The 25,135-nt window shown below is 54.7% G+C and carries 14 protein-coding genes and 1 pseudogene; 10 read left to right on the top strand and 5 right to left on the bottom strand.

Annotated elements, in window-relative coordinates:
* Nucleotides 1-72: 72 nt before the first annotated feature.
* From E9954_RS08000 to E9954_RS07990, 3 genes are all read right to left on the bottom strand, one after another.
* Nucleotides 73-3,381 (bottom strand): sulfatase-like hydrolase/transferase, encoded by a 3,309-nt coding sequence (locus E9954_RS08000; RefSeq protein ID WP_168442075.1) that lies wholly within the window; start codon nucleotides 3,379-3,381, stop codon nucleotides 73-75.
* Between the two features lie 90 nt (nucleotides 3,382-3,471).
* Nucleotides 3,472-4,410 carry an IS1595 family transposase gene (locus tag E9954_RS07995; RefSeq protein ID WP_136077625.1) on the bottom strand — a complete coding sequence of 313 codons (939 nt, stop codon included), beginning with the start codon at nucleotides 4,408-4,410 and terminating at the stop codon, nucleotides 3,472-3,474.
* Between the two features lie 107 nt (nucleotides 4,411-4,517).
* Nucleotides 4,518-5,636 carry a PEP-CTERM sorting domain-containing protein gene (locus E9954_RS07990; protein ID WP_168442074.1) on the bottom strand — a complete coding sequence of 373 codons (1,119 nt, stop codon included), beginning with the start codon at nucleotides 5,634-5,636 and terminating at the stop codon, nucleotides 4,518-4,520.
* 517 nt (nucleotides 5,637-6,153) lie between these two features.
* Here E9954_RS07990 and E9954_RS07985 point away from each other — a divergent pair.
* The 7 genes from E9954_RS07985 (at nucleotide 6,154) to E9954_RS07955 (ending at nucleotide 18,999) form a co-directional block, all read left to right on the top strand.
* Nucleotides 6,154-7,668, top strand: a complete 1,515-nt coding sequence (locus E9954_RS07985) for a sulfatase family protein (protein ID WP_168442073.1) — start codon at nucleotides 6,154-6,156, stop codon at nucleotides 7,666-7,668.
* A 120-nt stretch (nucleotides 7,669-7,788) separates the two neighbouring features.
* A complete protein-coding gene (locus tag E9954_RS07980) occupies nucleotides 7,789-9,159 on the top strand; it encodes a sulfatase (RefSeq protein WP_136078676.1) in 1,371 nt (456 codons plus the stop codon).
* A gap of 120 nt (nucleotides 9,160-9,279) precedes the next feature.
* Nucleotides 9,280-10,932, top strand: coding sequence for a sulfatase-like hydrolase/transferase (locus E9954_RS07975; protein ID WP_136078675.1), 1,653 nt, complete (start codon nucleotides 9,280-9,282; stop codon nucleotides 10,930-10,932).
* Nucleotides 10,933-11,028: 96 nt separating this feature from the next.
* Nucleotides 11,029-12,774 (top strand): sulfatase family protein, encoded by a 1,746-nt coding sequence (locus tag E9954_RS07970; RefSeq protein ID WP_136078674.1) that lies wholly within the window; start codon nucleotides 11,029-11,031, stop codon nucleotides 12,772-12,774.
* A 12-nt stretch (nucleotides 12,775-12,786) separates the two neighbouring features.
* Nucleotides 12,787-14,265, top strand: coding sequence for a sulfatase-like hydrolase/transferase (locus E9954_RS07965; RefSeq protein WP_136078673.1), 1,479 nt, complete (start codon nucleotides 12,787-12,789; stop codon nucleotides 14,263-14,265).
* Nucleotides 14,265-16,007 carry a sulfatase family protein gene (locus tag E9954_RS07960; protein ID WP_136078672.1) on the top strand — a complete coding sequence of 581 codons (1,743 nt, stop codon included), beginning with the start codon at nucleotides 14,265-14,267 and terminating at the stop codon, nucleotides 16,005-16,007. Before E9954_RS07965 ends, E9954_RS07960 begins: the two co-directional genes overlap by 1 nt.
* Before the next feature lie 196 nt (nucleotides 16,008-16,203).
* Entirely contained in the window at nucleotides 16,204-18,999 is a 2,796-nt protein-coding gene (locus E9954_RS07955) for a sulfatase-like hydrolase/transferase (protein ID WP_168442072.1), read from the top strand.
* Nucleotides 19,000-19,368: 369 nt separating this feature from the next.
* Here the strand turns inward: E9954_RS07955 and E9954_RS07950 are convergent, their stop codons facing one another.
* Nucleotides 19,369-19,980: a PEP-CTERM sorting domain-containing protein gene (locus E9954_RS07950; RefSeq protein WP_136078670.1), complete on the bottom strand. Its 612-nt coding sequence runs from the start codon at nucleotides 19,978-19,980 to the stop codon at nucleotides 19,369-19,371.
* Nucleotides 19,981-20,167: 187 nt separating this feature from the next.
* Here E9954_RS07950 and E9954_RS07945 point away from each other — a divergent pair, with 187 nt between their 5' ends.
* A complete protein-coding gene (locus E9954_RS07945; protein WP_136078126.1) occupies nucleotides 20,168-21,640 on the top strand; it encodes an integrase core domain-containing protein in 1,473 nt (490 codons plus the stop codon).
* 248 nt (nucleotides 21,641-21,888) lie between these two features.
* Nucleotides 21,889-22,662, top strand: coding sequence for a hypothetical protein (locus tag E9954_RS33305; RefSeq protein ID WP_246046700.1), 774 nt, complete (start codon nucleotides 21,889-21,891; stop codon nucleotides 22,660-22,662).
* 335 nt (nucleotides 22,663-22,997) lie between these two features.
* On the opposite strand, the pseudogene E9954_RS33855 reads toward E9954_RS33305, so the two are convergent.
* Nucleotides 22,998-23,453: pseudogene (locus E9954_RS33855) on the bottom strand (IS110 family transposase); the annotation flags it as partial.
* A 475-nt stretch (nucleotides 23,454-23,928) separates the two neighbouring features.
* Here E9954_RS33855 and E9954_RS07935 point away from each other — a divergent pair.
* Nucleotides 23,929-24,843: an IS110 family RNA-guided transposase gene (locus E9954_RS07935; RefSeq protein ID WP_136078668.1), complete on the top strand. Its 915-nt coding sequence runs from the start codon at nucleotides 23,929-23,931 to the stop codon at nucleotides 24,841-24,843.
* Nucleotides 24,844-25,135 lie beyond the last annotated feature (292 nt).

Below are 25,135 nucleotides of genomic sequence, written 5' to 3'. Positions count from 1 at the left end.
GAAAGAAGATAAAATCCAAGGCGGTGAAGCCGTTGCATGCAGTGTATGGAATCCCGGATAGATGATACTGCGTTATTGCATATGTACGCCGACGCGGAAAAACAACGGGGATTCCCCTGCAAAGGCTGATCCGGTCTGCAGGGCGAGCGTTCCGGTTCCATTCCCGTTATCCATGTAGGCCGCCTGCTGGATTCCGGCGGGATCCGAGCTGATCCATGAGCCATCACTATACGAAAGGGAAAAGGTCTCCCATGTTTTAAGGTCGGAACTGATCTGGATAACATAACTAATAGACGGATCGTTATGGCGCATGGGGGTCTGGACCTGGAAGGGTTGGCCCGTGGTTACGCTGAGCGGCGGTCCATCAAAGGCATATTCTAAATAGTTGATGGTTCCGTCGCCGTCGAGGTCGGCATAGGCACCGGAAACGCTGGTTCGGGTGTCGTTGGTTTTTTCGCCGGCCCAGGTGAGGTAGCCGTCGGATGGGATGAGGCAGACGCGGTTATTTGGTTCGGAACCCCAGACCACCGGATCCATGGCGCAGTCCCACATGGCGAATTCGCGCTTGAGCCTTTCGGTCAGTTGGGGATTGGCGGGGGCCAGATCGTAGGTTTCGAACGGGTCGACGGCAAGGTCAAATACGCGATCCACTTCGATGATTTCATCACCGCGATCCTCAAGTTTGCGGGTGTTCCAGGTGAGCTTCAGGCCATCCACAATGACGGCATGTTTTTCCCCATGGCGGAAATAGAGTCTATTATGCGGGTTGTTCGGATTTTGGCCGGTGAGGTAGGGCATGAGGTTCACGCCGTCCGGCTCAAAGGTGGGATAGGGGAAGCGTGCTTCCTGTCCGCTCGGAATTTCATATCGGTGCTGCTGCGGACTGCCGGCCTGCGCGAGTTCGAAGATGGTGGCGGCGGCATCCAGGTTGATGACGGGGTTTTCATACACGAGTCCGGCAGGAATCCGCCCTTTCCACTGCATCGTGAAAGGAACGCGGATACCGCCTTCATAGGTGTCGCCTTTCCAGCCACGAAAGCCGCCTGTGGATGATTTGTGGTCGGGAGCCACGGGGGTGCCGTTGATCGGATCGTTCTGTCCTTCGGGGGTGCCGTTGTCGGAAATAAAGAAGACGAGCGTATTTTCGCTCAGTCCGTTGGCTTCAAGGGCCTCCATAATCTGCCCGACCCCATCGTCCATAGCCAGTAGGTTGGCTGCGAACAGGGTGCGGTGCGGCCAGTTGGTCGGAATGGTTGTGGTGGCGGCTTCCACGCGATCTATATAGTTGGAGGGAACTTCATCCCATGGGGAATGGACGGCGTTGTAGGCCACGTACAGGAAGAACGGGGTGTTGGTATTTTGTTCGATGAACTCCACTGAGCGGTCGGAAATTAGGTCGGTCAGGTAATATTCGGCTGGCATGACGGCCGGTTCGCGACCTTCCATGAAGAGATTATCCGGATCGGTATTTTCGGCAAATTTATGGGCTCCGCCGAGGAACCCGAAAAATTCATCGAATCCGCGGTCGAGGGGTTGAATCAGGCCTTCCTCTTCTCCCAGGTGCCATTTACCGTAGACGGCGGTGCTATATCCTTTGGGTTTGAGCATTTCAGAGATCATCGGCTGGGTGATGGTCAGGCCGTTCCCTGCAGCGGGGTTGGAGAGGACGCCCATGCGGGCGGGATAGACACCGGTCATGAGTCCGGCTCGCGAGGGGCCGCAAACGGAGTCGCAGGCATAGCCTTGCGTGAATTGAACGCCGTTGCTGGCAAACGTATCCATACTAGGGGTGTAGATGTCTGAGAAGCCGTTGAAGCCTGCGTCGCCAAAACCCATGTCATCGGCATAAATGATGATGAAGTTGGGTTGGCTTCCGACCTGGATCGATACCGTGGTCGTTGCGCTGGTGAAAATGCCATCGGTGACTGCATAGGTAAACGAATCCGTTCCGGTATATTCGGTGTCGGGGGTGTAATCGAAAGATCCATCGGGGGGAAGCGAAAGGATTCCATGTGCCGGTTCAGAAGCCACGACGGCATTCATGGTGTGATTGCCGTTGGCGTCGGAATCGTTGCGTAGCACGCCAGGGGCAGGAATGGAGAGGGTTCGGTTGGTGGTGGCGAGGTAGGCATCGTTTACGGCAACCGGAGCGTATGGAGTCTGTGGGTCCAGCATGCCTGTAATGAAGAAATTGGCATCGCGCGTTCCTGAGTTTCCATCGGAACCGCTATCGATGAATCCCGCGCCGCCGGCATAGCCTGCGGGTGTCCCGCTCGTATTACCCGAACGGGCGATTCTGAAAAGGTTTCCGTCATCGCCAAGCGAGATAGAAAATCCATACTGTTGGCCGGTCACCAGTCGCCCGATGGTTGCTTGGTCGGCGGCGGACAGCGGGATTCGAATCCACGAACTGAAAGCTGTGAGATCTCCGGATGGCAGGGAATAGCTGCCGAGCGAGGTGGAATTAGCAGAGGGAAGGGAGGTGGCGCTGCTCCAGTCGTTGCCGGCTTCATCGGTATTATTCCAGAAAGAGAGATCTACCGAAGCAGAGCCGACCAGAGAAGTTGTGGTGGCGGATTGGAACCAGATTTCAGTGACGGCGGAATAGTCGTTGGTGGTGGTGAAGGTTTGTCCGGCAAAGTTGTTGCCGTCGAGGGCATAGTTATTTTGGTGAACGGCATTTTCTGACGCAATTATTCCGGTGGTCGGGATATGGGTTTCGTAGGATGCCGATATCGGGGCGTGAACGACGAAAAAGTTACAGTCGCGGCTGCCGGCAAGTTTAGGGTCAATACTCCCGTTGGAAGAAACCACCGCACCGATGTTATAGCCGGAAACGGAGGTGTCGGTATGGCGCGAGAGGCTGAGTGTGAGATCCGATGCATAAAGGGTGAAACCATATTCTCTCCCGGCGGCCAGCGCGCCGACCGCGGCCTGATCCGATGCATCCAGTGTAAATTTGAGCCAGGTACCTGCGGTGATGTCGTTTGTTACGGGATAGTCAACCGTTCCGAGCGAGGTGGCGTAGGTGGTCGCATTCAGCGTTGGGGCGGTAGATGAGTCCGGCAGACCGATCCAGGAATCGGATCCCGTATTGTTCCAAAACATCAGTTCAACACGTTCCGTACCCGTCACGGTCGCGCCGAGATCCTGCCCGACTTCGAACCATACTTCGGTGATCGTCGAGTGGGCGACGGGGGCCGTGAAGGTTTGGCCGCCATTCCGAGCGGCACCGAGGCTGACAAACTTATCCGCTTCCGGAGTCCGGTTGCTGCCGGTCACGGTATTGGCCGTCGGAATAACGGTTTCGTAGGACAAGGTGGCCGCTTTGGACTGGAGGGCAATGACGGATAATAAGCATATAAACAGGGTATTTTTCATGAATTTCCTTTTAGAATACATTCATGGACACGAATCGTTTGGATCCGTTCAGGACAATAATAAAATAATAGGGGTATTCACTTCGCTGGACTAAGTCTGTATCTTGTGGTTTCTTCCCCTGACCGACAGGGATATTTCCTTGAACCGAACGGGTTCCATAGCGACTGCATTTTGTAGCAGACGGTAAAACAGCATTCCCCGCGAGCGGGAAGTGCGCCGGTTGAAGCGGAACGTGTATTCGTCGAGATAGTATGCCAAATGCTCGTGACTTACTGCGCCCTGATGTGTTCCGCCAAGCCACCGCTTAAGCAAACTGGCGACTCGATGGCAAAGGGGGAGCAGGTTCGCGCCAACATCCTCGGATTTCCGAACGACTTTATGGTCGTAGCCCAAAGCTCCCAAACCATTGTACCCCTTCCACCCGTCCGTCTTCACCTGCGTACCCGGATCAACTGTTTCTCGGATGGCCCCTTCAAGACTTTTGGATGAGGCATCGGGTATTTTTACAAGGCGAATGCGACCGACGGCCTTACCATTCTCCTGCGCCACGATCAGCACAAGGGTCTTACCTTCGGCTCCGCGCCCCCGTTTCCCGGGCCTTGTGCCGCCTATGAAGGTTTCATCCACCTGCACGGTTCCGGTCAGTCTTTCCCGTCCCGGACGTACCATCGCCCGGCGGAGCTTGTGCAGCCACGTCCATGCGGTCTTGTAGCTTCCGAGGCCGAGAACGCGCATCAGTCCCAGGGCGCTGGCTCCGTTCTTCTGGCTTGTCACCCACCAGATCGCCCTGAACCAGGACGCCAGCGGTTTGCGGGTGCCCTCAAAGATCGTACCCGAGGTTACAGATGTTTTACGACTGCACTTCTTGCACTTGAAAAGGCCGTCTGCCAGTCGCCACGACTCCCCATGGCCACAGGCCGGGCAAAGGAAGCCGTTCGGCCATCGCAATGATGCAAGATAGTCGCGACATGCTTCTTCACTTGAAAAGTTCAGTTCCAATTCTTCCAGATCCTTTGGATACGCTTCCATGAAACGTGTGTACCACAACATGTGGGTCTAGTCCAGCGAAGTGAATACCCCTATAAAATAAAAGCCGCCCGAAACGGGACGGCTCCTCAACGTCCAAAGAAAAGCAGTTAGATCATGAAACGGCGGCGGATAAATAACATCCCGCCACCCATGACAGTAATCAGTCCCAGCGTGGCCGGTTCCGGAATGACGGTAATGGTGCCGTCGGTATTGAATGTACTGGTATCAAATGAATATCCAGCATTGGAAAAGTTAACGCCTGTGTCGTCAAAAGTAGCGGTTCCGCGGATTCTAGAACCGGAGACGAGGGTGAAGGCATCGCCAAGTTCGAGGGCATCGCTTCCGGTAATGGTATTCAGTGCGATGATGGCGTTGTGGATATTGACCTCCATCAGGCCATCGTCCATATCGAGGAAATCGCTGGTGAGGGTCAGGCCGTCTGCATTGAGATCGAACTGGTGGGTGAAGCCGTTCTTGAGGTCGATGATATACTTATTGTCATTTCCGCCGTCTACACTGCTGATGAGTCCGATGGTGCCGTCGGTCCCCAGTTCCAGTTTGTTTAAATTCAGGCGTGTATCATAGTCGGCGTGCCCGCTTCCCGCATTGGCGTTTATGTAGCCGTTTCCTGAAAGGGTTCCAAGGGTTCCGTTTGCGCCTGCTTCCCAGCGCAGTCCCAGACCGCCGCCGTTCAGGGTTATACTTCCGGAGGCGCTCAGGGCGGAGTCGCGGTTAAGCTGAAGACGTGCTCCAGAACCGCTGAGAGTAAGGTTTCCGGTCATGGCGGATCCGGCATTCATCACGAGGCGCCCCCGGTTGGATGAGCCGTCCTGGCTCGAGGTGTAGGTGAAGGTTCCGTCCAGCGTATTTCCGCTGCTGATTGTAATGTTATCCCCATTTGATTCTGATGTGCCGGTATAAGCCAGAGTGCCGTTTGCGGTTAGGGTGCGGGCGGCGGTGTTGGTTGTGGCAATCGTGAAGCGGGTTGATGACACGGTAAGGTTGTTTACAGTAATGTTTTCGTTAAGAAGCTTGGTTTGGGCATTAACGTCGATAATGGCGTTATTACCGTTCTCCCAGTACTCGGAGGTGTTCCATTCGGCGGTTGTGGTATCCCATCCCCCCGATCCGGTTATTTCCGACCAGGTCTGGTCAACCTGTGCAAATGTGCCGTTGGCCAGTCCCATTGCGGTTAATGCCATGAGTATAATTTTTACTGATTTCATATTTTTCTCCTTATAAAAAACACGTGCATAACTAATCACGCTTCCAGATGACGGCATATAGACAGTTTTCTTGAAAAACATTTTATTTATGATCCGAGGCTTCATTGGACATGCCGCGCTGAGGGTTTTCCTTAGGGAAAATGAGGTTTTAATTCTCCAAAAAATCGGGTGTTCCGCTGAATCAGTGGGTGATTGAAGCAATTAGCGGAGTGGAGGGACCGGTTCCACCCGGTCTTCCGGCTGTGCGGATCAGCCGAGGTGGAACTCGACCCTCCATTTGTCTTGTGGCATTTAGTTCTCGAACTGCACCCACCGATTCTGCGGAAGAGGAAAAATACCTAAACCTCCACCCCATATTGGTGCGGGCCCAAGCGTAATAACTTCTCAATGGTCTCGCTGAGGTCAGGCGGCACTTTTTGGGAGTTGCTCGAGGAATAGTTTTCTTTTGTTGTCCTGAATGAGAGCTTCCTGCCCGTATTCAGAGTAATAATCTAGAAGGTGATTAATGAATTTTAAGATGGATAAAACAGGAATGATAAAACTCAAGCAATGGGTTCTTGGTATCGGTGCAGTATGGGTAGCCGGATCGGCTTTGGCCGCTCAGCAACCCCTTCGACAGGCTCAGGACAGGCCGAATATTGTGTTGGTAATGGCCGATGATATGGGGTGGGGCGATGTGGGGTATCATGGATATGATGATGTCATGACCCCTAATATTGACCGAATCGCCAAAGAAGGCGTCCAGTTTACACAGGGCTATGTGACGGCCTCGGTATGCGGTCCGTCGCGGGCGGGCCTGTTGACGGGCGTTTATCAGCAAAAGTTCGGCTGCGGGGAAAATCCAAGTTCTTCCGGGTGGCCGGATAACTGCAAATATCCGATGGCGGGGGTGCCGACGAGTCAACCGATGATTTCTGAACTGCTGAAGGAGCAGGGATATACCACCGGCATGGTGGGGAAGTGGCACCTTGGAGTGCATGAAGACCTTCGCCCCCATTCGCGCGGGTTTGATTTTTATTATGGTTTCCTCAATGGCTCTCACTCCTATGAGGAATGGACGAACGAGTTTGCGAAGAACAAGAGCAAGTGGCCGATCTTCCGAAACAACGAAATGGAGCCGCCGCAAAAAGACATTTACCTGACTGATCTGTTTTCGGACGAGGCGGTGGGTTTTATTGACCGCAACCACGATAAGCCGTTCTTTCTCTATATGGCCTATAATGCAATCCATCATCCCTGGGAAGTGCCGGCGGAATATGCAGAACGGACCAAAGATCTGACCAACAGCGAAAATCGTAACTTTATTGCGGCGATGATCCTGGCGATGGATGACGGGGTCGGCCGGGTGTATGACGAACTCGAAAAACACAAGATTCTCGATAATACCGTCATTGTATTTCTGACGGACAACGGATCGCCGCGCGGGCAGGGACTGAAGCATGCGCCGAAGGATAACCTGCTGGAACGTATGGATGGTATGGACTACATGTCCCTTACACCGTACCGCGGTTTTAAAGGCGACACCTATGAAGGCGGCATCCGTGTGCCGTTCTGTATGCGCTGGCCGGGACAGATTAATCCGGGCACAAAATATGAATTTCCAGTGAGTGCACTTGATCTGGTTCCAACCTTTGTAAAAGGTGCGAAGTCCGATGGCGTGGATCTGCTTCCCTACATCCAGGGCAGCAAGAAAGGGCGTCCGCACGATATGATGTATTGGCGGCGGGATACCGAATACGCCATTCGCAAGGGCGATTGGAAGCTGACCTGGAACACCAAGAGCGGTACCCCGAGTATAAAGTTGTTTAATCTGGCGGAAGATCCGGAAGAGCGCGTTAACCTGGCAAAGAGCCAGCCGGAACGCGCGCAGATTTTGCAGCGCCTGTTTGAGGAGTGGGACAATGAACTGCCAGACAATGAATGGTGGGGCGGTCCCTGGAACCGCAAGCGCCACAGCGGAGCAATTGATGTTGCCGAGTTTAACCAAAACCTTCCTGCTGCTAATCAGCTTAGAAAGAAAATAAGGAAATAGAATTTATTCCGTATTCCGTATTTCGTATTGACTCGGCATATGGATCTGATCGGATGATTCTACGCACTACGCACTACGCACTACGCACTACGCACTACGCACTACGCAACTGGATGCCTTATGAAAAAACTTTTACTAGCAGGAATAATTTTATTCGGCTTTCGTGCTATGGCCGTTCAGCAACCGAACATCATTTTAATTCTTGCAGACGATATGGGGTATTCGGATGTTGGCTTCAATGGATGCACCGATATTCCAACGCCAAATCTCGATGCGTTGGCGGCGTCGGGCGTTCGTTTTGAACAGGGGTATGTTTCCGCTTCAGTTTGCGGGCCGTCGCGCGCCGGTTTATTGACGGGACGCTATCAGCAACGGTTCGGTTGCGGGGAAAACCCGCCGGAGGAAGGCTGGCCGGAACATCCGCGCTGCCCGGATGCCGGGGTTCCATTAACAGAACAAATGCTGGGCGAATTGCTGAAGCCGGCTGGCTATCGCACTGGTGTGATCGGGAAGTGGCATATGGGGATGGCGCATAACCTGCGCCCGAACCAGCGGGGATTCGACTATTTTTACGGCTTTCTGAATGGTGCACACTCGTTTACTGAAGCAGAAAAGAAATGGCAGCCTAATCCCGGGTTCTGGCCGGTTTTCAGGAATAATGAACCGTTGGATTATGAGGGCTATTTAACGGATACCTTCACCGATGAAAGCATTGCGTTCATTGAACGGAACAAGGCAGCTCCCTTTTTCCTCTACCTATCCTACAACGCGGTGCACGCACCCTGGCAGGCACCGGATAATGTGGCTCATAAAGTCACCCATATAAAGGACGATTATCGGCGTACCTATGCCGGCATGCTGGTTTCGATGGATGATGGTATCGGGCGCGTGGTTCAGGCATTGGAAGATTGCGGGGTCCGGGAAAACACCGTTGTTGTATTTCTGAGTGATAACGGTGCGCCGAAAAATTCCGCGGCGGGTAGTGATCCGTTGCGCGGCAACAAGGGCGATACCTACGAGGGGGGGACCCGTGTGCCGTTCGTGCTCAGCTGGCCGAACAAATTGCCCGCGGGCACGGTCTACGACTATCCCGTAAGCGCACTCGATCTGGCGCCCACCTTCACGAAGCTCGCCGTGGCGGTGGACGCGAAAAACGGATTTGACGGCGTCGATCTGATGCCTTACCTGAAAGGAAAGGAAAAAGGCCGTCCGCATGAAATAATGTTTTTCCGTCGCGATAGTGACTACGCCATTAGAACGGGCGACTGGAAGCTTTCATGGAACGATGGAAACCCCAACGGTTCCCGGCAGATGGAGCTGTTCAATCTGGCCGAAGATCCGTATGAAAGCGTGAATTTAATCAAGCAGCATCCTGAAAAAGCCAGGCAGCTCCAAAAACAGTTTGATGCCTGGGATTCAAAGCAACCCGATAATGAATGGTGGGGGGGACCGCATAACCGCAAGCGTCCCAATACGGTTTCTGCTAAATAGCTGAACTGAATCAGGGCCTCATCACTGAAGAAGTATCGATGCTTCTTCTTTTTTTGTATAATGTGTCCTAAATTATGGGATGTAAGCCGTTACATTTAGAGCGATGAATGGAGAAAACACGTGAAATTAGTAACCATTATTTTAATTTGCAGTGCGGCTATGGGGTCGTTGGCCGCTGAACGTCCGAATATTGTCCTGATCATGACCGATGATATGGGGCGCGAGACCTTAGGTGCTCACGGCGGACTCGACTATAAAACCCCGGTGCTGGATCAGATCGGGGCCGAGGGACTGACGTTTGATCACTGCTATTCGTTGCCGATCTGTACGCCGTCACGAGTGAAGTTGATGACGGGAAAATACAGTTTCCGGAACTATGTTGCTTTTGGACAGCTGGATCCTTCCGAAAAAACATTCGGCAATGCATTACAGAACGCGGGGTATGCAACCTGTATTGCCGGAAAATGGCAACTGGGCGGGGATCATGAGCAGATTAAAGCATTTGGCTGGGATGAATATATTTTATGTAACGGGGTTAAGCCTGTTGATCCTAAATCGAAGCCTTTGTGGCAGGGAAAGGAGCGGTATTGGTTCAACAGCAAGGTTATTGCCGACGGAGCCTATTATAAGACAGAGCAGACCTATGGCCCGGATATGATCAGTGAATATGTGACCCACTATATTAAACGCGAACGCGACAAGCCTTTCTTTCTCTATTATCCAATGATCCTTCCGCATTCTCCCTGGGCACCGACACCGCACTCGAAGGGCGGCGACAAAAGCGGGGCGAAGATTTGTGAGGTGCAGTATTTCAAGGATAACATTGAATACATTGATGTATTGGTGGGGCGCGTTGTCCAGGCCTTGGAAGAGGCCGGTATTCGCGAGAATACGATTATTATGTTCACCGGCGATAATGGCTCGGGTTATCCCGTTCCGGTTACTGCATCGAATCCGGACTTGCGTCGTGTGGGATCTGTATCTGGCTGGGGAGACTATGAAGAGATTCTCCTCGAACCGGGCGACAAGAGCCCGACGACGATGAAGAAGGGTAGAGAAACGGTTCAGGAAGGACCGCTCACAAAAACAACATACGGCGATGTGCCGGGGCGTAAAAACCGCATGCTGCGCGACGGAACCGGTGTGCCGTGCGTAATGGACTGGCCGAAGTATCGTGATGAGTATGCGAAGATCGGGCATCGCCGCGACGACCTGATCGATTTTTCTGATTTCTTTGCGACGATTATGGAAGTGGCCGAAACTTCGGTTGATTATCCAACCGACGGTGTTTCATTTGCGTCCCGTTTGAGGGGTGAAGGGGCCAAAAAAAGGAAGTTTGTTTTTTGTCACTATTGGCGCGTCGGCCGCGATCCAAAGGGGGCGCGGGATGCAATTCATGACGGCAACTACAAGCTGTACAACGACGGCACCTTTTATGATCTGCAGACTGATTCCGATGAACTGCAACCGGTTGATTTGAAAAATGCCCCTGAAAAAGCAATCGCCGCCCATAAACAATTGTGGGCGCAGTATGAAACCGTTCGCGGCTTTGCGCCGGATGTCGCTGTGGCGCCGTCAAAGCTGTATGATCCCTCCGCACCCGTGGCCGAGGGGCTCTCCCGCGAGGAACATATGGCCAAGGCTCGTAAAAAGAAAAACTTTGACGAAGGCCGAACCACCCGCTGGTTTAACGCCAAGGATTTGAATAACGACAACGTGATTGATGCGAAAGAGGCGAAGATTAAGCCGCCTAAGGATTGGAATAAAAAGTAGCGCGAAGCGCTTTGGAGTGCGGAGACGATGTCTCCGCTCTAAAAGCGCCGACACCGTCGGCGCACTCCAGAGCGGCTGCGCCGCAAGTAGGTGAAAATGAAAAAATTAATTTATGCATTATTAATGTTCCTGGGTGTTAGCGCACTCGCCGCCCAACCCAATATTGTTTTGATTCTATCGGACGACCACGGCTGGGGCGATGTGGGTTACCACGGCTATGACGACATCATGACGCCGAACATTGATCGACTGGCGAAAGAAGGCACCTGGTTTTCGCAGGGCTATGCCAGTGCATCGGTCTGCGGGCCGTCGCGCGCCGGATTGCTGACCGGTGTCTACCAGCAGCGCATGGGAGTCTACGGAAACTGGGATCAGGGCGGTATACCGGAAAGCCAACCGACGGTATTTGAGATGCTAAAAAAGGCGGGTTATCAGACGGCGGCCATCGGCAAGTGGCACGTCGGTGCGGCACGTGAATCGCTACGGCCGAACAGCCGCGATGTGGATTTCTTTTATGGCTTTCTCTGGGGTGCGCACGACTATTACAAGTCGAACACGGATCCGAACACGAAGAAAAAAGGCGAACGGCCGATTTGGCGCAATACGGACATTGAGCCGCCGGTTCAGGACTCCAATGGATACCTGACCGAAATGTTTACTGATGAAGCGGTCGGCTTTATTGAGCGGGCCGACAAAAACAAACCCTTCTTTGTCTACCTCGCCTACAATGCGGTGCACCATCCGTGGGATGTGCCGCAACCGTATATTGACCGCGTACAGGGCCTCGATACGCACGATGAGCGCAAGCTGTTCGCCGGCATGACGCTTTGCATGGACGACGGCGTCGGTGCGGTGATGGATGCCTTGAAGAAAAAAGGCGTAGACGACAACACACTGGTTGTTTTCATGGGCGACAATGGAACACCGCGCGGGCAGGGGCTGATTGCCCCCAAGCAGAAAAAACGCGGAGAGTGCACCATGTCCAATCCCGGGCCGTTCAATGGCTTCAAGGGCGATACCTACGAAGGCGGCATCCGCGTGCCGACTGTCGTGCGCTGGCCGGGAAAAATTCCGGCGGGCCGGGAATATGAACCGCCGATGATCGGCCTCGACTGGGTGGCCACCTTCCTTTCGATTAACGGGGTTTCCAATCCTTGGAAAGGTCTCAACTTCGATGGTGTCGATCTGATGCCATACATTACCGGTCAGAAAACGGAACGTCCGCACAACGTGCTCTATTTCCGCCGCGGCGATGACTATGCCATCCGCAAGGGCGACTGGAAGCTGCTGTGGTGCGACAGCAAGGACGGCTCCGGCACCGAGATGATTGAGCTGTTCGATATGGCCAACGATTCGGGCGAGTGGAACAATGTTGCCGCCGCCAACCCGGAGCGCGCACAGGCGCTGCAGGATCTGTTCGACGAGTGGGACAGCCAGCTCGCTGACAACCAGACCGGCAAAAACCCGAAAAACCGCAACAGCGGCTTTGCCAAAGGCCGCCGCGTGAATGTGGCCGGGTACAACGCGAATTGTAGCTTAGCTGGCGTTACAGCCAGTGGAATGGCTGAAAGCGTTGGGTCGCGTTCCGCCGACCTCGCTTCGCGTCCCGCCGCGGCTGGAAGGTCTGCGACCATTCCAGCCCTACAAACCACCGAGGGGCGCACCCTCGAAGAGCAGCTGAAAATTGCCAAAGAAAACGCGAAGAAAAAGGGTAAGCCGTTTGTTGAGGAGCGAACCACCCGCTGGTTTAACGCCAAGGACACGAACAATGACGGGTTGCTTAGTGAAGAGGAACAGAAGGCCAAGGCGCCGACCAACTGGAACTCGGAACAGTACGATTAACAGGATTTTTAAATGGTGAAGAATGTCATTCTTGGCGGCCTGGTTTGCAGTTGTTGTTTGCTTTTTAATCAGCAATCGGCAATCGCCAATCAGCAATCGGAAATGCCCAACATCGTGGTCATCCTTGCCGATGATATGGGCTGGGGCGATGTCGGCTATCACGGGTTTGACGATATCCACACCCCGAACATTGACCGGCTGGCAAAGTCGGGCACCTGGTTTGAACAGGGCTATGTGACGGCGTCGGTTTGCGGGCCGTCGCGCGCCGGGATTATTTCCGGGGTCTATCAGCAGCGCTTCGGGTTCTACGGCAACGGAGAAAAATTTATCGTTCCGCTCGATCAGCCGACGATCGCGGAGCGGCTGAAGGCGCGTGGTTATACAACGGGCATGCTGGGCAAGTGGCACGTCGGCCACGAAAAGGACGAACTGCCCATCGCGCGTGGATTCGATTTTTATTATGGCGCGGTGACGGGCTCGCACGACTATTTCAAGTCGTCCACCAACCCGAACGAAAAGAAGCGGGCGCTGATGCCGATCCGGCGCAACGGCGAAATTGAACCGCCCATCCAGGAGCGCGGCGAAAACCTCACGCGCATCTATGGCGAAGAGGCGGCCGGCTTCATTGAGCGCAATAAAGACAAGCCGTTTTTCCTCTATCTCTCGCACAACGCTGTGCATTACCCGTGGCAGGCTTCTGAAGAGGACATCAAGCGGCTGAAAAAGCTGAAGGTCCACCACGAGGACCGTCGATACTTTGCTGCAATGGTTTTGGCGCTCGACGACAGCGTCGGGCAGGTTTTCCAATGTTTGGAAAAAAATAATCTGACCGAAAATACGCTTTTTGTCTTCCTGACCGATAATGGTACGCCGCGCGGGCACGGGATTGCAAAGCCGCAGCCGCACCGGAAGCGGGGAACCACCACCATGTCGAGCCCCGGGCCGTTTAACGGCTTCAAGGGCGATGTCTACGAAGGCGGTGTGCGTGTGCCGTTTCTAATGAGCTGGCCCGGCACCATTCCGGCCGGTAAAAAATATCCGCATCCGGTCAGCAGCCTGGATATTGCTGCCACGGCCATCGGCATCAGTTCCGGTTCGGATCTGACGCAGAGCCTTCATTTGGACGGTGTGAATCTGATTCCTTATCTCACCGGAAAAAACGTCGGGCGTCCGCATGAGGTGCTGTATTGGCGGCGCGGCGATGACTACGGCATCCGCAAGGGAGACTGGAAGCTGCTTTGGAATGACTCAAAAGACGGCACGGGCACAGAACGCATCGAGCTGTTTAATCTGAAAGATGATCCCGGCGAATGGAAGGATCTATCGAATGCTCTGCCGGAGCGCGCGCAAATGCTCAAAAATCTGTTTGACGAGTGGGATAGCGCCCAGCCGGAATCGATGGCGGGGCACGGCGGTCCGCGCAACCGCAACCGGGAGTTTGGAAACGGCCACCGGGAGAGTGTGATAGAATGTAATGGAAAGGTGAATTGATGAAAAAAATGATACTGATGATGGTGGCTGTTGCATTCTGCGCGCAGGCCAAAATGAATATTCTGGTTCTGACGGTAGATGACATGAACTGTGATTCGGTCGGGGTGTACGGCTGCACGATGCCGGACACGACGCCGAACATGGATTCATTTGCCAGGGACGGTTTTCGGTTTAAGCATGCTCATGTGCATGCAACGAGTTGTATTCCTTCGCGCAATACCGTGATGACCGGGCGCTATATGTTCAACAGCGGCGTCGAAGGGTTCTACGCTGTTCCTCGCGAAAGTGTTACCTACAAAACCACACCGGAAATACTTCGCGATAACGGATATTTCACCATGATTCGCGGTAAGTCGTCGCACTCGATGCCGTATTTCCCGTACCCCGCATGGGACATCAACTGGGATGACGAGTTGAAAGAAAAGCGGATTAATATCCGCCATCCCGACAGCTTCTATGAATACACGAAGAAAGGTGTTGAGGCTGCGCAGAAAGCGGGCAAACCGTTTTTCTACTCCATTGATATTCACGACCCGCACACCGCGCTCTATCGGTTCAGTCACAAACGCGGAAAAGTGGTTACCGAACTCGGAGCGGACAGAGGCAACCCGCCGAGCCGCATTTTCAAGGATGACGAAATCACCATGCCTGCGTTCCTCCCGGACACACCGCTTTCGCGCCAGGAAGTGACCGCCTACTACAACAGCGTCCGCCGCGCCGATGATTCGTTTGGAATGATCATGAAGGCGTTAAAAGACACCGGAGTCTGGGATAACACGCTGGTCGTCTTTTTCTCCGACCACGGCATGCCGTTCCCTTTTGCCAAGACCGCGATGTACTACCACAGCACGCACACTCCGCTGATGGTTCGCTGGCCGGGCGTCACGAAGGGCGGAACCGCCGATGACGAGCACGTGGTCGGCACGGTCGATATTCAGCCGACACTGCTCGAGGCCGTCGGCATCGAAGAACCCTCCGGACTGGACGGACGTTCGCTGGCCTCCATCTTGAACGGCGGAAAGCAGGACAACCGTGAGTTTGTTTATGTGATGTACGAAGAAAACGTCGGCGGTAACCGCCAGCCGATGCGCGGCATCACGTCGAAGGATCACACCTACATCTGCAACCTCTGGTCGGATGGCGAGCGCAAGTTCGCCACTGCCACCAAGGGTATGGCCACTACGGCCGAAATGTTCCGTCTGGCCAAAGAAGGCGACGCGTATATGCAGCAGCGTGCCGACCTGTTCACCTACAGTGTGCCGGAGCAGTTCTTTGACGTGAACAAAGATGCTGATGGGCTCAACAACCTGATTGATCATCCCGAATACAAATCGCTGGTTCAGAAGCACCAGGCGCAGATGGTCGCCACCATGAAGTCCTGTAACGATCCTATGCTGGAGATCTATGGAGATCGCGACAACAAGGCCGCCGTGGGCGAATACCTTGCTAAGCTCGATGCCGACGTGAAGGTGCGCAAATCCCAGCCTGAGATCTACAAACGCGGTCATGCTAAAAAAGCGGCAAAGGCAAAACCGAAAGCCGCGCCGAAAAAACCGGCGGCACCCGTTGTGTCGTCTGCCGTAGGAGTGACTTTGGAAGAGCACCTGATTCAGGCCGAAAAACGCGCCAAGACAAAAGGCAATGCATTCAATCGCGAACACTCCACCCAGTGGTTCCATAAAAAAGACACCAACAACGACGGCGTGATGAGTGACGCGGAGAAGAAGGCGAAGATTAAATAGGCAACTGTGGGGCAGACACTCTTGTCTGCCCGTTTGCACAGACAGGAGTGTCTGCGCCACAAACAACTGTAAATTCCCCTCCAGTGGAGGGGGGCGCAGGCCGGGGTGGGTCGTTGATGGGAAAATGGGAATGAGAAAAGCGTTGTCAGTTTTAATTTTTGGTTTCGCAGCGACTGTGTTCGCCGGAGAGATCAATGTGTCCAGTCTATTGGAGGTTTCTATTTTTAGCAGTGATCCCTGTGATCCCGCATTGCCGACATCCGGTATTAATCTGATCAAATACAATAATGATGGACTGCAGTGGGCATCTACTGCTGCAAGTGTGGCTGGAGATGATTTCAGCGTGTCGTTGATCAAACCCAACCTCCTTAACGACACTGCCGTTACTTCCGATCCTGACTATAATCCCGCCACCACGAAACTAACGGCGATTACCCCTGACTTTGTCAGTGGCAGTATTGTTCTTGCCAGTACTGCAAACCTTGATCCCTTAACACAGATTGACGCGTTCTACACTATCACCATTACAACCACGGGAGCCACATTCAGCGCCACCAGTGGAACGGCCACCATCCTGGATGGAAGCCGCAAGGGGAGCTCGGCGATGAACAATGCCGTGATCGCCGATGCGGTTGCCTCATTCAACACCGCTCTTTCGTGGGATACGGATCCGTTTGCCGCTGGTGGACTGACCTACGACAGTATTTCGTCCATTGAAGTTACTTATTCGGTTAACACGATCGTTCCCAACAGCGGTGCATCGAATACATCGTGGTGCACTCTAAAAAGCATGCCCATCAACTATACGGCAGAAACGGTCTATACTGCTCCGACTTACGATCTTTCTGTTGGTCTTGCGCTGACGAACGGTGCGGCGACGGATCTGATACAGCTGCCCGCCGGCTCCAATGCGGTCTTTGGCGCGTCATCCGATTCGTATATGGAAATCAGCAAGTCCGGAGCCCTGCGCAGCGCCGACCAACTGAAAACCGACGCTGCCGTTGTCTGCGATGGAACGCTCAATGTCGTGCTCGTTCCGGGGAGCGATCCGCTGGCGGCGGGCGATGCGTTTGATCTGTTCGAAGGCAACATCAACGGCGCCATTACCGGAATGTTTTCAGCAGTCAACCTGCCGACCCTATCGGCCGGTCTGGAATGGACAACCAACACGCTTTATACACAGGGATTCATTTGGGTTCGCGAAACCAACACGGTGGCTGTGGCCAAGCCGAACGTGATCATCCTGTTCGCCGATGACCTCGGTTACGCAGATGCCGGGTTCCAGCCGCTGGGTTCGGCCGACATCGTCACACCGCATATCGACTCGATTGCAAACAACGGGGCCGTCTTCACCGCTGGGTACGCCAACGGGCCGGTCTGCTCGCCGTCGCGCGGCGGACTGATGACCGGGCAGTACCAGAACCGCTTTGCGTTGCACGACACACCCGCCACCTGGCACATGGAAGATCCGGAAAACCCCGGCGAGGTCCTGCACGACGGCATTCCGGTCGGCATGACCTGCTTCGGCCACCGAATGCAGGATCTCGGCTACGCCACCTGCATGATCGGCAAATGGCACGGCGGCGAATCGCGCGAGCACTATCCGCCGCACCGCGGCTTCGACGAATTCTTCGGCTTCAACAACGGCGCCACCAGTTACTATCCCGGCGAAAATGACAACGAAAACCTGAACCGCCGCATCATGCGCGGCATGTTTCCGGTGGAGCGCGAAGACGAGTATATCACCGATGCCTTCGGCCGCGAGGCCGTCTCATTCATCAACCGCCACGCGCACCCTTCGGCTGGCTCAGGGCAGGCGAAGCCATTCTTCCTTTACGTTCCGTTCAACGCGCCGCACGGCCCGATGACCGCGTCCGATGAACACTCGCAGATCCTGTTCGGAAAGAATGCATCGGAGCTGACCCTGCGCGAGAAACTGGTGAGCATGGTCTACTCAATGGATCTGGCCGTCGGCGACATTCTTGACGCAGTCCGCACTAATGGGCTGATGGAAAAAACACTGATTGTTTTCTATAGCGATAACGGAGGTATTCCATCCGGAAACGGCTCGGAGAACACCCCGTTGCGGGGAGAGAAGGGCGAGTTGTGGGACGGCGGCATTCGCGTTCCATTCTGCATGCAGTGGAAAGGGCAGGTGCCGGCCGGAATCAGCTATGATTTTGTCGTGTCCGGCCTTGATCTGATGCCGACCGCGGTCGAACTGGCCGGAGGCAGTTTCACAACCAACGACATTGTCGATGGCAACAACCTGATGGCTGCCGTGACCGGGCAGACAGGAACTCCTCCGAATGACATTGTGCTTTGGTGGCACAACGATAAATGGGTCGCGCGCGACAACGAGTGGAAGCTGATTGACCTCGATAAAAACGAGCCCACTCCGCCGGAGCTTTATCACATTCTCTCCGACATCAGCGAAACCACCGATCTTTACGGAAGCCACCCCGCCGAGGCAGCGCGTTTATATGATTTCTACACCAATACGGTCGCCGAATTTGATCTGGTCACCGATGCTTCTAAGTGGAGCTCAAACGCAACGTATTATATCAATATTACCGACCCGGCGCAGCACGTCATCAATGAGTCGACCAATCTGGCCGAGTGGGTCGAGGCGGAGTTTCCCGGAACCGACGCCGACAACGACGGCATTGATAACTACAACGAATTCATGCTCGGCCTGCCGCCCGATGAATCGTCTGCCCTCACGAATGCACTCAATTGGAACATGAATGAAATTACTTCCGGCCATCTCGACCTGACCTTCAACCGTCGCACCGGAACCGTCGGGGAAAATAACCTGACGTTCCCCGCGGCGGCCATGGAAGAAACCGGGTCGCTGACGACCGGGTTGTGGAGCAACGCCTCGGCCACTTTGATCGACGGGCCGAACCCCGCCAGCAGCAACACCGTTCAGGAAACATTCCGCATCATCGCCACCAATTCTCTCGCCTACCTCCGCCTGCGGTTTGAGTAGGTAGGGCGTGACCGCCGGGCGCGCCGCCTGCGATACGTATCGGAAAAATCTGTACCGCAGGCGTCCCGCCTGCCGGAGCCTTGGAACAATGGATAGCCGCGAAAGAGCGCATAGAACGCAAAGGAAAATTGCGGCCCCGCTTTGTTTTCTTTGAGATCTCTTGTGGCACATTCTTCTCCAGTCGGCTTCCAATGTCTGGAATCATTTTTTCCAATCATTGGAACCTGTAGACGCGACGTCCTGGTCGCGTTTCCAACCCTTGGAAGATTTTCTTCCAGGCATTGGAAAATCCATTTCTCGCAAAGCTTGGAGATAGGGGCATAAAAAAGGCTGCCGGTTGGCGGCCTTTAAGCAGATGTGCTCACTCTTTTATTTTATGATGCGCCGGCGAATAAACAGCAGCGCTGCGCCTGCAAGAGAAACCATCCCAATGGTGGCCGGTTCCGGAACAGAGCTGATGCTGATGTCATCTGTGCGAAGGTTGTCGTTAAATTGAGACCCAACCTGTTCAAAGCGAATGCCGAACCCGGCAAGCTCACCGGCAGTCCATGTGGAAACATTGAGATCAAACGACTCATTGATCCAGTCTGCATGGTTGTCGGTGTAGGTGGCAAGCGTAGACCAGTTGGATCCCGAATCTTTGGTGTACTTAATCCAGCCGGTATCTCCCTCTGCTGACTCCAGTCCGGTAGCCTGAACTGCTGCTTTGATTTGTAACTTGTTGTTCGTGGCATCTACAAAGGATGTGACATCTGTAAAGCGATCCAGCGTCGAAGTTTTTCGTCCCCAGACGGCCACAGATTCATCCGGCCCGGATGTGCCGGCATACGCCGTCGCGGTGCCGTTGTAGCTCCATTCTGCATCCAGAGTGGGGCCTGCCCCCGTGGTAACATCATTCCAGTTTTCTGACCAAATCAGCCCCGCTGTTGCAGAGCCGGCCAAAGCAGCCATCGTAATAGCTGCCAGAATGTATTGTTTCATCTTTCTCTCCTTTTTATTTATCTGTTTCTGGTCAGTTTTCTCTTCGTTTTCATCTCTAAACTACTTCTCTTGATTGGGGGTTGATGCCTTCGGCGTCTTCTCCCCTGTTTTATCCCGAGTTTTGATTGGATAAGATGGGGTCGTTCCAAGCCCTTTTGCCGCACGCAAAAAAAACAGGGAAGACCCCATGAAAAATGATCTAAGGAAACTGCTTCGCTGGGTATGTCGCAAGCTTACCTACAACGATCTGGCTTCGGTGGTGCCGGTGCTGCTCGAAGTACTCAACGGTTCAAGGCAGGATATCGAACTCAAGCCGCAGGAAGTGCGGCCTCCGCACTATCGCCAGTTCCGGGTCGATCCTCAACCGCCGCTATGCGAACCATTGCTGCCGCACGCACCGCAAAAGGACTGGGAGGAGCTTCAGGCCGACCATTTGCGCGCCACGGGAAAAACAATCGCCAAGGTAGCGCGTCGGACGGGTTCGCCCATGCCGCCTGAAAAATGCCGATGCCGGCACTGCCATGCCCCCGTGCGCTATCTCTACCTCAACAACGGAAAGCTTGGGTCGCAGGTTCAGTGCAAGATCTGCAAAAGGACTTCGCCAACCGACAAGCCCCGGCGCGAAAGCAAGGCGCGCTACTGGTGCCCGCATTGCGGCTATGCACTCTTTCGATGGAAGGAGGATGGCCTGTGCACCGCCTTCAAGTGCCCGAACGACCACTGCCCCGTCTACGTACGGAACCTCGCCCAGCTCACGCCCGAAGAGCACGCCATGCGCAAAGCCGGAAACACCAGCCAGTTCAAGCTGCGCTACCTCTTCCGCGAATACCACTTCGCCTCGCAAGACCTTCCGCTCAAACGCCCCGAAGACGCCCCGGTCGATCTCAACCGCATCCACCACAGCCTGCATACCCTCGGACTCTGCCTCACCTTCTCCATCAGCCTCGGACTCAGCGCAAGGCTCACCGCCCAGGCGCTCGAACGCGTCTTCGGGATCCGCATCTCGCACCAGACCGTCGTCAACTACATCAAGGCCGCAGCCTGCCAGCTCGCCGACTTCACCGATGAAAACAGTCCCGTTCCCGAAGGAACCTGCGCGGCGGACGAAACCTACATCAAGATCGGCGGGAAAACCCGCTACACCTGGCTCGTCATCACCGAAACACGGCGGGCCATCTGCGGCTACAACCTCTCCGAAACCCGTGGGGCCGAACCGGCGCTCGGACTCATCCAAAGCATGTGCGGCCCGCCGGACGCGCCCCGGGCCGAAGCCTTCGAACTCGTCACCGACGGCCTGCCGTCCTACGACAGCGCCACCGTCGCCTACAACACCGCCGCCGTGGTGGCCGGAGGCGAAGCAGTCCTGAATAAACGTACCGTCATCGGACTCAAGAACCTCGATCCCGAAAGCGAGACCTACCGCGTCTACAAGCAGCTCATCGAGCGGCTCAACCGCACCTATAAATACCACACGCGACCCCGCGCCGGCTTCAAGAGCTTCGACGGAGCCACGGCACTCACCACGCTCTTCGTCGCCTACTACAACTTCATGCGCCCGCACGGCAGCCTCGGCGGGCATCCGCCCGTCGCGATCGCCTGCCTCAAAGGCAAGAGGCTCTACCCCGACATGTGGGTCGAGCTCCTCCGGCAAGCCGCATGAACAATCAAAACTCGGATGTCAAAGAACACGAGGCTTTCGCCTCAGCTACCCACAGCCCCGCTGTGCGTCGCCGCCCTCATCAGGGCTAAAAAACAACAATCAAATCATCGCCGACACAGAAACCATCCCCATCAAAAGCCTTCTTTCGGCCCAGTAAGGGGACCCATCTCACCTTGCTTCTCTGCCATCGGCTCTTTCATCGAAAATTTTACAGAACCGAAACACCGGAGGCCAATTTGGTGGCCGGAATGAAGTGGCTTCAGGGCACCTATACGCAACGGTTCAATGCGATGTTTCGCTGCCGAGGACATCTCTTCCAAGGGCGCTACAAAGCATTGCCGATCGAAGGGGAAGCATCGTATTTCAGTGCCGTTGGAAACTATATTCACCTGAACCCGTTTCGTGCGGGGATTGCCGGGATGGGGCTGGATAATCCATTGGAGTCTTATCCATTCAGCAGTTATCCGGCCTATCTGGGTCGTAGTCGAAAGGTTCCGGACTGGTTGGAACTGACGAGGTTGATCAATGCCTGCGGATTTGATTCCGGACAACCGGAAAGCCGGGCAGCCTATCGCGCATTTTTGGAAAGCCGAATGAAGGGTGAAGCTGGCCAGGGGGCCATCGAAGAACTCGTTGAAAAGCAATTGAAGCGGGGATGGTTTGTTGGGGGTGAGGATTTCCGAAAAAGGTTGGCTCTTCAGTTGCCGGATCGAACGGATAATCTGCGTGGAGAGCAGAGGAAGGCGCATGATGAGGCGGAGGCAGAACGGTTGTTGCAGCGGGCGTTGTCCGAATTACGATTGAGTGAGTCGGACCTGTTGGGAATGAAAAACAACCGGCCGGAAAAGCAGGCCGTGGCTTGGTTGATGAAAAAATCTACAACGGTTACAGGAGTCTGGATTGCAGATCGTCTGAAAATGGGTTCCCGGGCCAATTTATCCCGCGCCTTATCTGCTCTAAGCAATGAGGTTGATGAAGTGCGAAAAGAACTAAAGCAGAAGATGACGCAATGTGCGGGCTGACCCCTATATCTCCTTTTGACTGCGCGGCAATACGAAGCATAGTCGCCCGCGCTCGCAAAGCGTTTGAAATCGCCACTCTCAAGCACAATAAGCATGCCGAGTGAAATACCAATCCCCGGCACCAATTGCGTTCGCTGGTACTGCTCCGTTGGCTTCGTAAATGCGAGCACCTGTTTCTCGATTTTTTTCGCTAGCCGATCTGATTCATGAATGGCGTCAAGCAGTGTTTCAAGTTGTAGTTGGACGAAACCATCAAGCCCGGTGGCCTGGATGTCCTTTAATGTCCACTGCTCCATTTTGCGCGCCCCCGGCGCATCGAGTCCATAGCGTTCGAGCAACCCGCCAAAACTCAGTAGCACCTGCGTACGACGCCGAACAAATAACTGCCTTCTACGTAATGCATCGCGAACAGGCCGAGTCTGTTTCGGATAAATGTAGCTTTCCGGAAAGATCCCCAATCGTAGTTGCTCGGCCAGCCAGCCCGCATCCGTCAGGTCGTTTGTTATCTTGATCCCTTCGTACTGTTCCATTTTCGCCGGATTCCCTAACTTCACATTGCGCCCCTGTTCGCGCAATCCATCAACGAGCCAGTACCAGTTAAAAGTCGATTCGACTCCGAAGGCCACAATGCGCTTCCAGAACGGCTCCAGTGCAGCGTTCACTGCACCAAGATTTGCCTTCACCCTTCTTCGGAAAACGTTGTTCCCCTCCACATCACATAGTGAGAGAAAAACATTATTTCCATGCAGGTCGGCACCTGCGTATAATGCGTCTGCTTTGGTCGTTTGCATGACTGCTCCTTTTGTTAGTAGTTAACAAAGGATATTCTGCGCTCGACCAAGGCTTATTTCAAAGAACCTCTTTATGATTATCAGGCCGCCTAATTCGTCATTTCGGCTTTCAACTCCCATGGCAGGCCGTCTTTTGACTCCTCAACCGCCCGCACAACGGAAAGCGCCGACGCCGTCGGCGCACTTGTATGTTTTCCAACCAACTCAAAACAGGTAGGGAAAAAGGATTTTGAGAATGAATTTCTATAGCGTCGGAGAAATCCTTTTTCCCGTGAAAGGGGTTGTGCAATCCTCGTAGAGGAGTGCCTCCCCCGGCCGGCCAGCCGGGAGAGGTTCCCGTCCGGTGAGATCGTCGCGCACTGGTTCGCCTTGGGCGAACGTCCTGGAGCCCGGATCCGCCGGATGGTTGCCATATTGAACTCGAACTGTTGCATGAGCCGTACGAGCGAGCTCGCATTAGCAAGTAGGAGCAAATATGAACATGGAAAAAGTATACTGCGGCGTCGATGTTTCCAAGAAGCATCTGGACGCCTTCAATGGAAAAACAGCGCGGCGCTTCGACAACACCTGCGAGGGTGCCACGGCGCTTATGAACTGGGCGGGCAACGCCCACTATGTCTTCGAGTCCACGGGAGGCTACGAACGCATGGCCGCCTGGATGGTGATGGCCGCCGACGGCACCGCGAGCATCGTGAACCCGTCGCGTGTCCGGCACTTCGCGCTGGGCATGGGGCAGATCGCCAAGACCGACCCGATCGACGCGCGGATGATTTGCGACTTTGCGTCGCACACCGAGCCCAAGCCGTCCAAGAAGCCTTCCTCTGCGCAGCGTAGGCTCACCGCTCTCGTTGACCGAAGGGTGCACCTGAGCGACATGCATACGGCCGAGAAGAACCGCTTGGGAACCGCCGACGAGCCGGAGATGATCAGACTGATCAAACAGCACCTCAAATGGCTTGAAAAGCAGCTCGAGAAAATCGAAGCGAAAATCACTGACACCCTTGCCGAAGACGCAACCATGACGAAGAAGGCCAAGTGCATCCAGTCCATCAAAGGTCTGGGCATCGTCAATGCGGTGACACTGCTCGCCCATCTCCCCGAGATCGGCACGCTTTCGCGCAGGGAGATCGCGTCGCTGGCGGGACTCGCTCCCTTCAACCGGGACAGCGGGGGCAAGTCCGGCAGACGGCATGTCTGCGGAGGAAGGCGCAGGCTGCGCTCCTGTCTGTACATGGCTGCCATGAACGCCAGGACATACAACCCCGTTCTGCGCGAGTTCTACCAGCGTCTGGTAAATGAAAACCACCGCCCCAAAATGGTCGCGCTTACGGCGGTCATGAGAAAGTTGCTCATCGCCGCCAACTCCGCCGTTAAAAATGCTGAAATTTAGGTTGCTGTTAAGCACTGTTGCTCCAGGGCGGCTGCGCCGCAAAATTATTCTGCCACCAAATCATTCTGTCAAATAATCCGCCCGCACCGTCCTTGCGTTTCCCTGCGTGTTTTTGCGGCGAATAACGATCCGGTGCGGCGGGCGGATCGGGTGGAATCGTTGCTGGAGGGACGCACGCCGTGCGCCCGGGCGGACGGCGTCCGCCCCTCCACGAACGGCTCGGATGGAACCTCGCCCTCCAAATGTGGAGCGGGCTTTCTTGCCTGCTCATGGCTGGGCTGGACAGGATTTT

Source organism: Pontiella desulfatans (assembly GCF_900890425.1).
GTDB lineage: Bacteria > Verrucomicrobiota > Kiritimatiellia > Kiritimatiellales > Pontiellaceae > Pontiella > Pontiella desulfatans.
Note: the sequence above shows the minus strand (reverse complement) of the source record. Positions and strands in the feature narration are given on the sequence as shown.